Source organism: Streptomyces sp. NPDC043854 (genome assembly GCF_056436005.1).
On sequence record NZ_JBWKDK010000016.1, the window covers coordinates 101,629 to 116,317 of the forward strand.

The 14,689-nt window shown below is 71.3% G+C and carries 12 protein-coding genes and 1 pseudogene; 7 read left to right on the plus strand and 6 right to left on the minus strand.

Annotated features, from left to right (window positions below; all coding sequences use genetic code 11):
- Positions 1–25: 25 nt before the first annotated feature.
- The 3 genes from AC068A_RS16920 to AC068A_RS16930 form a co-directional block, all read right to left on the minus strand.
- Positions 26–1,864 carry an NAD(P)/FAD-dependent oxidoreductase gene (locus AC068A_RS16920; protein ID WP_478585575.1) on the minus strand — a complete coding sequence of 613 codons (1,839 nt, stop codon included), beginning with the start codon at positions 1,862–1,864 and terminating at the stop codon, positions 26–28.
- Between the two features lie 108 nt (positions 1,865–1,972).
- Positions 1,973–2,716, minus strand: a complete 744-nt coding sequence (locus AC068A_RS16925) for a GNAT family N-acetyltransferase (protein ID WP_478585577.1) — start codon at positions 2,714–2,716, stop codon at positions 1,973–1,975.
- Positions 2,713–3,444: a gamma-glutamyl-gamma-aminobutyrate hydrolase family protein gene (locus AC068A_RS16930; protein ID WP_478585579.1), complete on the minus strand. Its 732-nt coding sequence runs from the start codon at positions 3,442–3,444 to the stop codon at positions 2,713–2,715. Before AC068A_RS16930 ends, AC068A_RS16925 begins: the two co-directional genes overlap by 4 nt.
- A 571-nt stretch (positions 3,445–4,015) precedes the next feature.
- Here AC068A_RS16930 and AC068A_RS16935 point away from each other — a divergent pair.
- From AC068A_RS16935 to AC068A_RS16945, 3 genes are read left to right on the plus strand one after another with little or no spacing between them, the layout of a single operon-like run.
- Positions 4,016–5,095 carry a lysine-2,3-aminomutase-like protein gene (locus AC068A_RS16935; RefSeq protein ID WP_478585581.1) on the plus strand — a complete coding sequence of 360 codons (1,080 nt, stop codon included), beginning with the start codon at positions 4,016–4,018 and terminating at the stop codon, positions 5,093–5,095.
- A 23-nt stretch (positions 5,096–5,118) separates the two neighbouring features.
- Complete coding sequence (locus AC068A_RS16940) at positions 5,119–6,375, plus strand: preATP grasp domain-containing protein (RefSeq protein WP_478585583.1); 1,257 nt, start codon at positions 5,119–5,121, stop codon at positions 6,373–6,375.
- The gene (locus tag AC068A_RS16945; protein WP_478585585.1) at positions 6,372–7,265 is read left to right on the plus strand and encodes a DMT family transporter; all 894 of its coding nucleotides are present in this window, start codon (positions 6,372–6,374) and stop codon (positions 7,263–7,265) included. The genes AC068A_RS16940 and AC068A_RS16945 overlap by 4 nt, the downstream gene beginning before the upstream one ends.
- 143 nt (positions 7,266–7,408) lie before the next feature.
- Here AC068A_RS16945 and AC068A_RS16950 read toward each other — a convergent pair whose 3' ends face one another.
- Positions 7,409–7,963 carry a DNA-binding protein gene (locus AC068A_RS16950; protein WP_478585587.1) on the minus strand — a complete coding sequence of 185 codons (555 nt, stop codon included), beginning with the start codon at positions 7,961–7,963 and terminating at the stop codon, positions 7,409–7,411.
- 153 nt (positions 7,964–8,116) lie between these two features.
- Here AC068A_RS16950 and AC068A_RS16955 point away from each other — a divergent pair, with 153 nt between their 5' ends.
- Together AC068A_RS16955 and AC068A_RS16960 are read left to right on the plus strand one after the other, a co-directional pair.
- Positions 8,117–8,527: a hypothetical protein gene (locus AC068A_RS16955; RefSeq protein WP_478585589.1), complete on the plus strand. Its 411-nt coding sequence runs from the start codon at positions 8,117–8,119 to the stop codon at positions 8,525–8,527.
- A 25-nt stretch (positions 8,528–8,552) separates the two neighbouring features.
- A complete protein-coding gene (locus tag AC068A_RS16960) occupies positions 8,553–9,782 on the plus strand; it encodes a serine/threonine-protein kinase (RefSeq protein ID WP_478585591.1) in 1,230 nt (409 codons plus the stop codon).
- A 76-nt stretch (positions 9,783–9,858) separates the two neighbouring features.
- Here the strand turns inward: AC068A_RS16960 and AC068A_RS16965 are convergent.
- Together AC068A_RS16965 and AC068A_RS16970 are read right to left on the minus strand one after the other, a co-directional pair.
- Positions 9,859–10,098 (minus strand): annotated as a pseudogene (locus AC068A_RS16965) (helix-turn-helix domain-containing protein); the annotation flags it as partial.
- Positions 10,099–10,175: 77 nt separating this feature from the next.
- Entirely contained in the window at positions 10,176–11,117 is a 942-nt protein-coding gene (locus AC068A_RS16970) for a MerR family transcriptional regulator (RefSeq protein WP_478585593.1), read from the minus strand.
- Positions 11,118–11,344: 227 nt separating this feature from the next.
- On the opposite strand from AC068A_RS16970, the gene AC068A_RS16975 reads away from it, so the two are divergent.
- A complete protein-coding gene (locus tag AC068A_RS16975; protein ID WP_478585595.1) occupies positions 11,345–12,982 on the plus strand; it encodes a carboxylesterase/lipase family protein in 1,638 nt (545 codons plus the stop codon).
- 500 nt (positions 12,983–13,482) lie between these two features.
- Positions 13,483–13,965, plus strand: coding sequence for a DedA family protein (locus AC068A_RS16980; RefSeq protein ID WP_478585597.1), 483 nt, complete (start codon positions 13,483–13,485; stop codon positions 13,963–13,965).
- Positions 13,966–14,689: the final 724 nt, after the last annotated feature.

Sequence of the window (14,689 nt, forward strand, 5' to 3'; positions counted from 1 at the left end):
CGCGGGGCCCCTGCGGTGGTGCGGCCTAAGTACGGGAGGACAGCGGCCAATGCGCCGCGCCGGGGCGGGTCCCGGAGTCGCAGGTGAAGGCGGAGAACCGCTCGGCGTGGTAAAGCGTGTGCATCGGGTGGGCCTCACCGCGCAGCGAGGCCAGGACGGCGCGGGCGATGGCGGGCGACTGGGCGAAGCCGCCGGTGTTGTGCCCGCCGTTGACGACGTAGAGGCCGCCGGCGGGGCCGAGCGGCTCGGCGTGGTAGAGGCCGAGGGACGTCGTGGTCCACGGGCGCACGCAGTACTTGAAGCCGTGGTGATCGTGGTCGTTGCCGTACGGCTGTGACGAGGCGGCGGGTTCCTCACTGTCGGGGAAGAGCCGTTCGATGGTGTCGGCGATACCGGCGCGCATCGCGGCCAGCTGCCGCTCGTCCGGTGTGCCGTCGGCGCCGGTGTAGCCATACCCGGATCCGACGATCAGGATTTCCCGGCCGTCTCCGTCGCGGGCCACGGTCACGTTGGCGTCCTCGGTGACGTGGCCCCGGCGTGCGACCTTGAGCGAGTTACGCAGGGCCGGGGCCCGGTTCTCGACGCGCATCCAGCCCCCGATCACCCCGTGGACAAGGCCCTCGCAGGGGGTGCCGCGCAGCAGTTCGGCGCCGCGAACCCCGGGGGAGGCGACGACGTGGGCGTGCTCGGGCACTGGTACGGCGCAGTCGAAGCCGGTCACCGCACCGTCCGCGTCACGCCGTACACCGGTGACCGGGGTGTCCCAGTGGAAGCGGGCTCCGAGTTCCGTCAGGAGCTCGATGGCACGCTCGGTGAACTTGTGGACGTTCACGGTGAAGCCGGGGACCAGGATGCCGCCGGCCAGGGTGCCGCCGCGGGCGGGGGCGGCCAGGGCGGGGTACTCGCGCGCGAGGTCGGCTGCGGACAGCTCGCGCAGTACGGCGCCGATGGCGCGGTGCCGGGCCAGGGACGCGCGCAGGTGGGCGGGGTCGGAGTAGACGCGCAGGATGTCGTCGGCGAGCAGGACGTCCTCGAAGAGGCGCGGGAAGCGGGCACGCAGCGCGGTCCACTCCTGCCCTGCCTCGGCGTTCAGGGAGAAGATGTCCGCGTTGTAGGCGCGGGCCAGCCAGGACGGGATGCTCTCGAACTCGTCGATCCAGGCTTGCTCCTGCGGGGTGAGCGCCTGGGCGTCGCGGGCGAGCCAGCCGTGCTTCTCGACGGGCTGCCGGAACCAGTCGGGGGCACTGCCGCGGAAGTCCTGGTTGCCGTAGTTGTCCATCTCGGTGTACGTGAACATCCGGGCGTCGTCACCGGCGTGCGTGCAGCCGTACGCCTCCCAGTGGGCCGTGCCGGGAGCGGGCGAGCGGTCGACCACGGTGACGCGGTAGCTGTCGTCCGCCAGGTAGAGAGCGGTGACGAGGTTGACGACACCCGCGCCGATCAGGAAGACCTCGCGGGGACCGCCCGCCTCGGGGGCGGCGCCGGCCGGCACGGGGCGGGCACTGGCGGCGGTGCGCTCGCAGTGGGCCAGGGCGGCGGCGACGGCGTCCAGGCCGGTGCCGTCGAGCAGGAACTCGTGGACGGGATGGACCGGATGCACGGGTAAGTCCTCGGCCGCCGCTGCCGCGGCCCCGTCGGCGTACGCGACGTGGACGGGGCCGGCGGTGTGCTGCGCCCAGCTGCGCAGCTGGGCGTCGTCGGGTCGGCGGGTGGTGATGAGGGCGGTGGCGCCGTGCAGGAGCAGGATGTCGAGCAGCCGGTCTGCGGGGGCGGAGTCGGCCGAGGGGTCGTGGATGACGTTGCCGGAGCGCAGGAAGTCGGTGGTGGCGAGGTCGGGACTGGGCAGGGTGAGCAGAATCTTCATCTCGCGGAGGTTCCTGTTCGAGCCGGTGGGTGCGAAGGGAAGGGGGGCCGGAACCGGTGCGGGCTGCGGTGCCCGGGACGGCGGGGCGGGGCGGGGCGGAGGCGGCCGTCAGCGTGGCCCGACGCGGAAGGCCAGGGGGCGGCGCACCATCCGCAGGCGGGCGCTGTCGTTGCCGGCCGGGCCATCGAAGCGGAGGCCGACTCCGCTCCAGCCGTCCCGGAAGGCCCGGGCCAGCTCGTCCGTGGCCGAGAACGGGACGATGCGCTCGGCGGGTCCGGCGGCTTCGGTCGGGCCGGCCGGTCGTGCGGGTGGTGCCGGTGGTGCGAGTGGTGCCGCCCAGGGCTCCGGATAGGGCCGGTAGAGCAGGAAACGCAGCTTGCCGCCGAACTTCTCAACGAGGCCGACGGGTTGGAAGCCAGCCTCCATGAGGGTGCGCACGCCGTGGGGATTGGCGGGCGAGCTGGTGGCGAACAGGTGCCGAATGCCCGTGTCCGCAAGGTCGGCGAGGGCGCGTGCGTTCATGAGCCCGGCCAGCCCGTGTCCTCGCCACTCGGGCATGACCGCAACGGTGTCCCAGTGCGCGACGGCGTCGTGGCGCGCCGCCGGAAGGGTGGTGTCCTTGGCCAGGTTGAAGGCGCGGTCGCGCGGAAAGTAGACCATGCGGTAGGCGACGGCCTCACCGTGGTGGACCACCCGGTAGCAGCGTCCGCCGTCGGCGAGGCAGTAGGCGACGAACTCGGCCGTGCTGGTCTGGAAGACGGACGGGTCGGGCAGAGCAGAGCGGATCCGCTCCTGAAGGTCCAGGATGAGGCCGAGGTCGGCGGGGCCGAGGCGTTCGACGGCGAAGGTCACGACGTACCCGCCGCCGACACGAAGGCGGCGACCAGCGGGTCGGTCCGGTCGTCGTCGGCCGGCAGCTCGGGGTGCCACAGCACACCCACGACCCAGGGGGCGTCGGCGTCATCGCGCTCGAAGGCCTCCGTGAGGGAGTCCTCGGAGCGGGCGGTCACCTGCCAGCGGAGGTCGCCGGGAGCCTGCTCGCCCAGTCCCTGGTGGTGGTAGGAGGTCACCTCGATCTTCGACTCGCCGTACGCGTCTGCGACTTTGCTTCCGGGTATCAGCGACACGACGTGCCGGGAGGCTTCCGTGAGGGAGGTCCGGTGGAGTACCAGCCCGTCGTTCACGTCCGGAATGTGCGGGATCAGGGAGTTTCCGGTGGCGGTCCAGAGGATCTGCGAGCCCCGGCAGATGCCGAGGACGGGCAGGCCGCGGTCGAGCGCCAGGCGCGTGAGGCGTAACTCGAAGGCGTCACGGCGCGGGTGGTACGTGTAGTCCGGCTGCAATGTGGTTCCGCTGCAATATGCGGGAGCGATGTCCTCACCGCCGGTGAGCAGCAGACCGTCCACCGCCTCCGTGAATTCCTCGCAGAATTCAGGGCCGAGGGTCGGGATGGCGATCGGCAATCCGCCGGCGCGAACCACCTGGTCTATGTACCCACGATGAATACTGTGACTGTCGATCGCGTGGCGAAATCTTGATGTCACCCCTATTCGGGGCCGCCCGGACGAGGATGTCACCATTGCCCAACCCCCGATTGGAGTGCACGACGTCATGACGTGAGGAATCCTTCCCGTCTGCGAGGCCCCTACCGGGACGGCGCCAATGACGCTTCGCAAGACGAACCGGACGGAACGCTAGTCGACCCCCGGACTCCGGCGCAAGATCGAAGACCGTCAATATGCCTGCCCTGCAAGGCCTGGACAGAAGGGTCTGCGGCGGCCTGGGCCGCATACACAAAGATCACCGCACCCATCCCCGCCTGGCCTGTCTCGCGGAATTGGGCGCGGCCTCCCGGCTCCGGGTAGTTGGTCATGCCACGAACCGATTCGTGCAGGGAATCCCGCAACCACTCTTCCCCCTGCACGAACTCCCACACCCCCTTCTTCTGTTTTCAGTCAACCGGCCTCCGATTTTCGGCCAGATCGCCTCTGGTTGATCGCCAGGAATTCACAACGGTGACAGGCTCCGACGAGAACGCTGCGACAGCCAACGATCTCGCGTCTCCACACCCGACCACGCCGCTGCGCACTCCTGCACGCCACTCCGGCCGGCATTGCGACGACGCGACACCACCACGGGAGAGACACCGAAATGGGCCAGCGATCCGCCCGCACCCCCAAGGACCTCTTAGCCGCCAAGCTCATCGACGAGAGCGACCTTCCGGCCATCGCCGACGTCGCCCAGCGCTACGCGGTGAGCATCACCCCCGCCATCCAGGACCGCATCTTCGAACCCGACGACGCCGTGGGCCGCCAGTTCGTCCCCACCCACCTCGAACTGATCACCACGCCCGAGGAGAACGACGACCCCATCGGGGACGACCCGTTCACACCCGTGAAGGGCATCACCCACCGCTATCCGGACCGCGTGCTCTTCAAGCCCGTCCACGTCTGCCCCGTCTACTGCCGGTTCTGCTTCCGCCGCGAGGTCGTCGGCCCCGGCGACCAGATGCTCAAGGACCAGAGCCTGGAAGCGGCCCTGGACTACATCCGGGCGCACCCCCGGATATGGGAGGTGATCTTCACCGGCGGCGACCCCCTGATCGTCGCGCCGACGAAACTGCGGCCCATGCTGGAGGCGCTGGACGCCATCGAGCACGTGAAGGTGATCCGTTTCCACACCCGGGTGCCCGTGGTGGACCCGCGCCGCGTCACCAATGACCTGGTCGACGCGCTGCGCCTGTCGACCCCCGTCTGGGTCGTCGTCCACACCAATCACAGCCAGGAGATCGGCGACGACGCCCGCACCGCGCTCGCCCGACTGGTCGACGGCGGTATCCCCCTCGTGAGCCAGACCGTGCTGCTGAAGGGCGTGAACGACACCCCCGAGGCCCTCGAAGACCTCTTCCGCACGCTGATCACCCACCGGGTCAAGCCGTACTACCTACACCACGGCGACCTCGCCAAGGGCACCGGGCACTTCCGCACCACCATCGCCGAGGGGCAGGAGCTCATGAGGAGCCTGCGCGGCCGGGTCTCCGGCATGTGCCAGCCCACGTACGTCCTGGACATCCCCGGCGGCCACGGCAAGGTCCCGATCGGACCGGTCTACCTGTCGGACGACGCCGGGCGGGTCACGGACCCGTGGGGCAAGGAGCACGCCTACCCCCCGAAGCCTGCAACCGCAGCCGCCGACGCCGGCGCCCGCACCGACGCCGGCTCCGACGCGTAAGGCCGGGAAGGAGCCGCACACCGATGACCAGTCGAACGAACCGCACCATCCTCTCGAACCTCAACAGCGAAACCATGGTCGAGAACCCCACCGACCGCTACCTGCGGGCCATGGCCGTCCCCACCCCCCGCATGCTGTGGGAGGCCGAGCCCGGCGACTGCGTCGTCACACTCGCCCCGTGCCCCGCGCGCTTCCGGGAGTACGTCGCCCGCACCCTCGACCTCGACGTGCAGCAGGTCGACATCGTCGCGCCACCGGAGACGGCCCTCGTCCATCCCCTGGCCATGGCGGAGGCGCTGCGCGCCGGCGACCTGCTGACCGCCCGACCGGTCCTCGACCCGTTCGCCCTCGACCGCCCGGTGCTGGACTTCGCCCGGCGGTCGGGCGTACGGCTCCACCCGTACGGCGCCCTGCCCGACGACGACCTTCTGGACGTCGTCCGGCACGTCAACACCAAGGCGGGCATCCGGGAGACGGCGGTGGCGCTGGGCCTTCCGGTCGCGGCCGGCGGATTCGCCGCGACCCGCGCCGAACTGGTGGACCGGGTGGTCGCCTTCCTCGACGAGCACCCGGCCGCCATCGTCAAGGCGAACCGGTCCTCGACCGGCTTCGGCAACATCGTGATCGAGGCGGGGCCGCATTCCGCGCGGGAGCAGCGGGTCGCCGCGACGCTCGCCGACGAGACCGACCGCGCATCCGGCTGGATTTACGAGGAGTTCCTGCCGCTGACCGCGTCCCCGAGCTACGAGATGACGATCGAGGAGGCCGGGGTCGCCGACTACTACAGCTGCGACCAGCGGACGGTGAACAACGGCTGGACCGGCATGGTCACGCCGGCGGCGGACGGCCCGTCGTCGTCGGCCATGCGCAAGGCGGCCCGGACGATCGGCGAGTGGCTCCACACCCGCGGCTACCGCGGAATCTTCGACGTCGACTGCGGTACGCACGCGGGCGGTTACGTCGTGACCGAGGCCAATGTGCGGACGACCGGCGGGACTTACCTGGAGAAGCTGGCGCGCCGGCTGCGGCCGGGGACGGCCGCCGTGCACTGGCGTGCCGACGGCCGGCTCGGCGACGAGACCGGTGGCCCGGACTTCGCGGAGGCCGTGCGCCGGATCGACGCGGAGGGGCTGGGCGACCCGGCCGGCCCTGTCCGCGCCGTCCTCACCACGGACACCCGCGACATCGACGGCAAGTGGCGCTACCTGGTGGTCGGAGACGGCGCCGACTCCGTGGCCGAGGCAGAACAGACGATCGAGAGGGTTCTCGAACTCCCATGAGCACAGTGATCACCCGAGGACAGCGCGGCCTACTGCCCTTGCTCATCGCCTCCATCCTGTGGGGCGTCTGGACCACCGGTGAGAAGTTCGGCCTCGGGGGCATGTCCGTCGTCACCCTGCTCGCCGTGACGCTGGCGTCCGCGACAGCGCTGCTGTGGGCGATCCTGCTGTACCAGGGGTACGAGCGCCCCACGCGCGAGCAGCTCAAGCTGCTCGCCGTGCTGGGGCTGTTCGAGCCGATGCTCGGCTACGGGGCGATCGGCCTGGGCCTGGCGTACATCAACGCCGCCGATGCGGCCCTGCTGGACGGGACCGAGGCCGTCTTCATCGTCGCGCTGGCAGCGTTCCTGAACCGCAGGATGCCGACCGGCAGGGCCATCGCCGGCGTCGTCCTCGCGGCGGTGGGCGTGGCCCTGCTGGGCGGCCCCCAGGCCGACCTCGGGCTCTCGCTCGGCTCCCTGCTCGTTCTTACCGGCTCGCTGGCCGCCGCCATCGCCACCATGATCGCGGGCCGGGCGGTCGTCGACATGGACCCCATCGTCGTCACGGCCTATCAGTTCGCCTTCGGCCTCCTCTTCACCGTCCCCCTGCTGGCCTGGCAGTGGGCCACGGGCGACAGCGCACTCACCCCGTCGGTACACCTGGGCCACTGGCTGGTGGTGATCGTGGTCTGCGGCTTCGGCCTGGGCATCGCCTATCTGCTGTACAACCGCGCCATCACTCAGGTCTCGGTGAGCGCGGCGGGCATCATCCTCAACATCATCCCGGTCTTCGGCGTGGCCGCCGCCATCACGTTCCTCGGCGAGGCGATCACCCTCTGGCAGTTCATCGGAGCCTCCCTGATCATCGGCGGCATCTTCCTCTTCACGGAGGCAGACCTGGACGAATGACGCGGGAAGCGGCACCGGCCGGTCTGCCGGTGTCATCACTCTCCGGTGGCGTACAGGTGCTGGTCAATCTGTCGTAGAAGGGCCTGCACGGTCGGTGGTCGGCCCGGGCTCCTGCGTGTGTGTGAGGGCGTTGGACCGGGCGCTCAGAGGGGGATGTTCAGGCGGCGAATGAGAGTGAGGGCCTCGTCCGTGCGGCCCGTGCCGCAGGTGCGGAGGAGATGGGCCAGGGCCGGGTGGTGGGGTTCCAGGAGGGTGGCGGCGGAGAGGAGGTCCACCGCGCCGGCCGTGGCCGTGAGGACGTCGCGTAGGGAGCGGACGAAGCGGAGTTCGGCGTCCTGGGGCGAGCGGGGGGCGGTTGGGGGGACCGGGCTGCCCAGTGAGTCCTGGCCCGGGGTGCTGGTGCTGCGGATGTTCTCCAGGAGGCGGGGCACTGCTTCGGGGGGCACCACGCCGCCGCGCACCTCGTGGGCGAGGTGGAGGAGTGAGGAGAGGCGGGCGGCGGCGTCCGGGTTGGCGATGCGGGCGCGCTGGGCGCGCATCACCAGGCTGAGCATGGCCGGCGAGATGCCCAGGATCTCGGCCAGTGCCGACTGGGTCACGTCGAAGAGGGTGCACAGGTCGCGGCAGAGTTCGCCCAGTGGGGCTCCGTACCACTGTCGTTGGAGCTCCAGGTTGCGTGCGGTGGGCGAGCCTTCCATGGGGTCATGGTAGGTGAGTGTTGACACTTGTCAAAGAAGTTTTCATGTGTCAATCTCGCTGTCGGTTTTTCCGATCCTTGCTGATGGAGAGTCAACATGCCTCGTACGCACGCGACTTCGCTTGTGGTGGCGGCTACCGCTGCTGTCGGTCTGATGCTCACCGGCTGTCAGGCCAGCAGCGGCAACGCCGCTGGTAACGGGTCGGCTGGATCGGCGCAGCCGCCCGCGCAGTCCTCCGCCGCCCCGTCGGCGCCCGCCCAGCCGAAGTCGCAGGCCCCGGCCTCGGACGCCGCGGGCGGCGTCAGCAAGCCCACCGATCTGCCTGCCGGGCTGCCGCTGCCGAGCGGGAAGCTGGTTCAGGTCGCCGGGGCCACTGGCGCGTACGTCCTGACGTACCGCACCGACGACCCCGCGGCGGTCCTCAAGCAGTACCGGACGGCCCTGGAAGGCTCCGGGTACACGGTGGTCGATGTAGCCGGCGTGTTCACCGCCACCTCCGACAAGGGCGCGGTGCAGGTCACGACCGGTGCCGACACCGTGGTGATCACGCTCGCCGACGCCTGACGGTCGGTCGGCGTACGCTTCCCGCATGCAGGCAGGGGGGATGCTCGCCGATCGGTACCGGCTGCTGGCGCCGGTGGCCCGGGGGGCTCAGGGCGTTGTGTGGCGGGCCGTGGACGTGCGTGCCGGGACCGAGGTCGCCGTGAAGGTGTACGGCGGCGCCGACGTCGAGTCGTTGCTGCGGATCGTGTGCGAGCAGTCCGTGCGCATCGGGCATCCGCACGTCCTCGCCCCGCTCGACTGGTTCGTGCGTGAGGGGGAGTCGTGGTCGGTGCTGCCGTTGGTGCGCGGCGGCACGCTGGCCGGGTTGCTTGCCGACTACGGTGAACTGCCGCCCGCTGTCGGACTGTTGGTTGCCGAGCAGTTGATGGATGCCCTGGCGGCCGTCCATGCGGCCGGGCTGGTGCATCGTGATGTGAAGCCGTCGAACATCCTGCTGGCGGCGACCGGCGCGGGTCGCCCGCACGCGCTGCTGACCGATTTCGGGGTCGCCCGGGTGCTTCCGCATCTGCAACTGACCTCGCCGGCACTGGTGGTGGGGACGGCGGACTATCTGGCCCCCGAGGTCCGGGCCGGGGCGGACAGCTCCCCCGCCCAGGACGTCTACGCCGCCGGGCTGGTCCTCCGTGACCTCGGTGCATCCCCGGCGCTGGTGGCCGCGATGGTGGCGGAGCGGCCGGAGGAACGGCCCTCTGCCGTGGCGGCCCGCGAGGAGATCGCCGCGGCCCGGCGGGCCCTGGGGCCCGAGCAGTGGCCGGTGATCTGGGCGGACGAACCGTTCCTCATCCCTGATCAGCTGGCCGAGTCGGTGGCCCAGGTCCCGGTCTCGACCTGTCCTCCGGTCCCGGTCCCGGTCCCCGCCACGGTCCCACCCCCAACCCCGGCCCTGCCGCCGGTCCCCGCCCCGCCGCTGGCCCCCGCCCCCTCCGGCAGGAGGGCGTACGAGGCCCGGGCCGCCCTGCTGGTCGCCGCTGCTGCGGCGGCCGTGGTGGCGTGCCTCGCGGCGCTGGTGATCGGCGACGACGGTGAGGACGACGACGACTCCGACGAGGGCCGTCCCGGCCTCCACACCCCGTCTGCAACGGCCCCCGGCGACCTCGTCCTCGGCCCACCGAACCCGGCCGGCCCGACCGCCTTCACCCCCTGCCCGGCGGAGCGGCACCTGACGGTCGAGTTCAGCCCCGAGGGCTACTTCCTCCGCTGCGCGCACGTACCCGGCACCACGCGCTACGAGTGGACCCCGAAGAAGCGCGGCTGAAGTCGGCCGCCGACTCCGAATCGGGGCTGCACCACGACTGTTTCCGCTACTACGGCCCCGAGACCGCCCGCTACCTGCGGTTCAGACCGTGTCGGACCGGGATCCGGTGGACCGTCGAGGCGGGCAGGCCCAGGATCGGGCCGATGCGGGCCAGTCCGGCCTCGCCCTCGGCCCGCCGGCGGCGGACCCGCTTGTGGGCGGTGGGCCGCGATGTGCCCATCCCGGCCGCCACATGCGCGACAGGACGACCGGCCAGGACACGTTCGACCAGGATCCGCCTGCCGTGAACGGTCAGCTGGGCATTACGGCGGGACACGAAGACCTCCGTGCGTGGTGCAGCTCAGACACCTCCACCACACCGGAGGTCTTCGCCGTGATCAAGACCTGCCGGCGTTAACACCGCTCGTGGTCAATACGCCTGGGTGTACTGCCGGCGATCGAGATCGACAGCCCGTCGGTCAGCCATCGATGGGCTACCGTCATGTTCAGGACGCGCCCGGCCGTCGCAGTGCCAACCAGGGCCCAGTACCGCTCCAGGCGGGGGTCGAAGCCGGATGACCGCGACACCAGTCCGTGCAGGTATGCGCGGAAGGCGGGGGTGTCCGACTCCCGCCGGGCCCGTGCGTGGGCGGACACGAACGCGTCCACCGCGGCCCCGGCGCCGGGCGGCAGCCCTTGGGCCAGGGCGGCTGCCGTCAGGGCGGCGGCCTCGTCGATCTCCGCGTAGAAGGCCGGTCCGTCCCTCATCTCTTCGTCGTGGTCCTGGGTCCAGCGGGTGAAACTGGGCGTGGAGATGAGCAGGTGCAGCTCGGCGTAGGCCAGGGCCGTAGCGGGGACGGGGTCCTGCGGCGGGGCCGGGGCCAGCATTGCGATCATGATGTCGAGCCGGTGCTTGGGCATGGCCGCGGACAGCTCGCGGTACCAGTGATCGGTGAGCGTGCGATGCGCCTCCGGGAGCCGCTGCACGCGGGAGAGTATCTCCAGACGCCGGAGCCGTTCCTCGCCCGGGCAGTCGTCCAGGGACTTGAGCGTGGCTTCGCGCCACCGCAGTTCGGTCAGTCGTTCCTGCACCGCTTCGAGCTCGGTTGCCACCAGCTCGCCGAGCGTGCACTCGCCCGTGACCACCTGCGTGATGGTCGCGATCGGGGTGTCCAGCGCCCGCAGGCGTCTGATGAGCCGGATCCGCTCCCACGCCTCGGGGCCGTAGCGCCGATGGCCGCCGGTGCTCCGGGCGGCCACGGGCAGCAGACCGCTGTCGGAGTAGTAGCGGAGCGTCTTGACGGGAACACCCGTTCCGGCCGCGAGCTCACCGATGCTCCATGTGTCTTGCGTCACAGTCCCTTGAACCTCCAGTGCGCGGGAGGTTCTAGCGTATTGATCACTGACGGCGTCGGTCCGCACCGTTCTCGCAGCTCAGACCTCGTTCCGGCCTGACCGGACCGGTGCGGGCGCGTGCGGCCCGGTACGGCCCGTCCCAGCCGTCCCCGACCCAAGAACGGTGGGTACGTATGTCCCCGACCATGACAGCACCGCGTCCATGCCGAAGAGCCGGACTCCGCGTGGTGCTCTTCCCCTTGCTGTGCGCGGTGGCACTGCTCGCGGCCACCGCCGTACCCGCGGCCCACGCACGCCCCGGTTCCGCTGACCCCGCCAGGCAGGGCGGTACCGTCGTGCGGACCGACCAGGGCCTGGTACGGGGTGTGGCGCACGGCTCGTACACCACCTTCGACGGCATTCCCTACGCCGCGCCGCCGACGGGACCGCTGCGCTGGCGTGCCCCCGTGCCCGCCGCCACATGGCAGGGTGTCCGGGACGCGACGAGCCCGGCTCAACGCTGTGTGCAGATGCCGACACCCGGTGCGGGCGGGGTCGTCGGCTCTGAGGACTGCCTCTACCTCAACGTCACGGTGCCGGCGACGAAGCCGGCCGGGAAGAAGCGGCCCGTGCTGGTGTGGATGCACGGCGGTGCGTTCCTGGGCGGTTCCGGCAGTGACTACAGCGCCGAACGACTGGCGGTCCGGGGTGACACCGTCGTCGTCACGGTCAACTACCGGTTGGGGATCTTCGGCTACTTCGGCCACTCCGGATTGGGCGCCGCCCCGCCGTTCGGCCTGGCGGACCAGCAGGCCGCCCTGCACTGGGTGCGGGCGAACGCCGCGCGTTTCGGCGGCGATCCGGGCAGTGTCACGCTGTTCGGTGAGTCCGCGGGCGCCCTCAGCATCTGTGCACACCTCACCTCGCCGACGGCCGCCGGACTCTTCCAGCGGGCCGTCCTCCAGAGCGGTTCCTGCCTCACGTCCTTCCCGCGCGGCGCGCTCGGGCCCGGGACACCGGCGTACGAGCCGTTCGCCCCACAGGCCGACGTCCAGGCGGCCGGAGCGGAAGCCGCCCGGCAACTGGGCTGCACGGCGGGCGGCGGGGACGAGGTGCTGGCGTGCCTGCGCGGGCAGAGCGCGGATCGTCTCGCCACCGCGCAGCTGATGCAGTCCTTCAACCGGCCCGCCTTCGGCAACGGGCTGCTGCCCGTGGCACCGGACCAGGCGTTGGCGTCGGGACGCTTCCACCGCGTGCCGGTCATCCTGGGCACCAACCACGACGAGATGCGGATGTTCGTCGGCCTGTCGCTCGCCGCGTTCCCGATCCGCACCGAGAGCGACTACCGCGCCCGTCTGACGGACGCCTTCGGGCCGGCGGCCCCGGCCGTCGAGGCGCGGTATCCGGCAGCACGCCACCCCTCCCCCGCACTGGCCTGGGCCGCGGTGCTGACCGATCGGTCCTTCACGTGCACCACGCTGGCAGCCGGCCGGGCCATCGCGGCGCATGCCCCCGGCCTCCCCCTCTACGGCTACGAGTTCAACGATTCCGACGCACCCGTCCTCGCCGGTCTGCCGGCGAACCCGGGCTTCCCCTACGGTGCGGCCCACGGCTTCGAGATGCCGTTCCTGTTCCCGTCCTTTCCCACCGAGCGACCGCTGACCGACAGCCAGCGCGCCCTGTCGGACCGGATGGTCGGCTACTGGACGAGCTTCGCGCGCACCGGCAACCCGAACACCGCCGGTGCCCCGCTCTGGCCCGCCCTCCGCCCTTCGTCACCTCCCGCGCCGTCGGTGCAGTCGTTGGTTCCGGGACCAGGCGGGATCCGCCCCGTCGACGCGTACTCCGCGCACGAATGCTCCTTCTGGGACCGCCTGCCCCAGTGAGCCCCAGACGGGCGCCGAGGCCGCGGGCCGACGGGAGCAAGCCAGGGGACGCGAAGCCGTACGGACCAGGCGGGCGGGGCAACGGGCTCTTCCGACCGCCTCCCTCCCGCGGGCGGCAGAGTCGGCCCCGCGTCGCTGCCAGGGGGGGCGGCGAGGGAGTGATCAGCCAGAGCGAGGCCCCTGCCGCACCGGCAGGGGCCTACGCTGTTGGTGGGCCGACCAGATTCACTGACCGCGCCTGCCGTTCCTCGGGTAGCCCGGCGCCCTGTATCCACCGTATGCACGTTCGGTTAGGCTGACCTTGCCTGGCGTGCGGACCCGGGCGTGCAGAGTCGGGTCCCGGTGCCGCAGGTGGGAACCCAGAGGACGGAACGGGCAGAGGCAGGGCGCAGGTGAGAGACGGTGATCGGGCTTGTGCGCGTCGTTCGCCCGCTCGGGCGGGACGCCCATGCGGGTGACGGGGGACGCGGGTTCCGGCCCGGTGCCCGGGACGAGGCGTCGTGAATAAGATCGTGCTCACGGCCGGAGCCCTGTACGTGATCGTCCTGCTCCGCGCCGGAGGGACGTTCGCCGTCGGGTGGCTCGCCGGCGCCGGTGCCCGGCGCAGCAGGTTCGCCGGGCGGATCTCCTCGGCGAAGTTCGGGCGCGCCGAGCGGGCGATCCAGCGGTGGGGCGCGCCGGTGGTGGCCGTCTCGTTCCTCACCGTCGGTTTCCAGACCGCCGCCAACTTCCTCGCGGGCAGCATGCGCATGCCGTTGCCGCGCTACCTCCCCGCCCTGTTCGTGGGCGGAGCGGCCTGGGCGCTGATCTACGCGACCGCGGGGCTCGGCGTGCTCGAAGTGCTGGGAAGGCTCTTCGCCGAGCGGACGGCCCTCGGGGTGTCCGCCGTGGCCGTCCTCCTCCTCGCGGTGTGCGGGGTGGTGGTGTACCGCAGAAGAAGGGCGGCCCAGTCCTCCGGCGACACCGTGGCCGAGGAATCGTGAGCCCGCCCCGCGGGGGCAGGTGCCGCGGCGGGCGAGACGTACGCACGGCCCCAGCTCCCCTCGGACGGGAGCCGTAGGGCGAGGTCGTGCGCTCATGGACCGCCCCCCGAGGCAGTGCGGGGGCGGCCGGCGGCCACTTCGACGAAGCGGATCACGGCGTCGCAGCGGGGGGTTTCAGGCGAGCCACGGAGCGGCAACCCCACATCGGCCCAGTTTTGGCAGGCGGCCTGCAGGGCGTCGGCGACCAGCTCGGTTCGCAGGTGGTCGGCAGTGGCCCAGCCGACGACGCGACGGGAGGCGATGTCACTGCACAGCAGCAGCCTCGGCCGTCGAGGATGCCGTGGCAGCAGGCATGAAGGTCAGCGATGGAGGAAACGTTTCCTTCGACTTCTCCAAGGTCGACGGGGCCGAAGCCCAGGCGATCAGACACGATCCGGATCTCCCCGAGGCGGAACGCTCCTGGGCCCGCCGCATCCACGACGCCGTCGCCGTCTTCGACGAGGCGGACCAGGGCGTCAAGCTCGCCCTGACCAACGCGGTGACAGACGCCGACTTCCGCGACGGCACCTTCAACGGCTTCAACGGAAGCCGCCCGTACCCCTTCCCTCCGGGAGGCGATCAAGGCCGAGAGCATGCCCAAGGACCGGGCGAAGATCGGCGACTGGTGGCGCAGCCTGGACCCGGTGACGCGGGGCATCCTCCTGTAGGAGCGCGGGGACGAGCT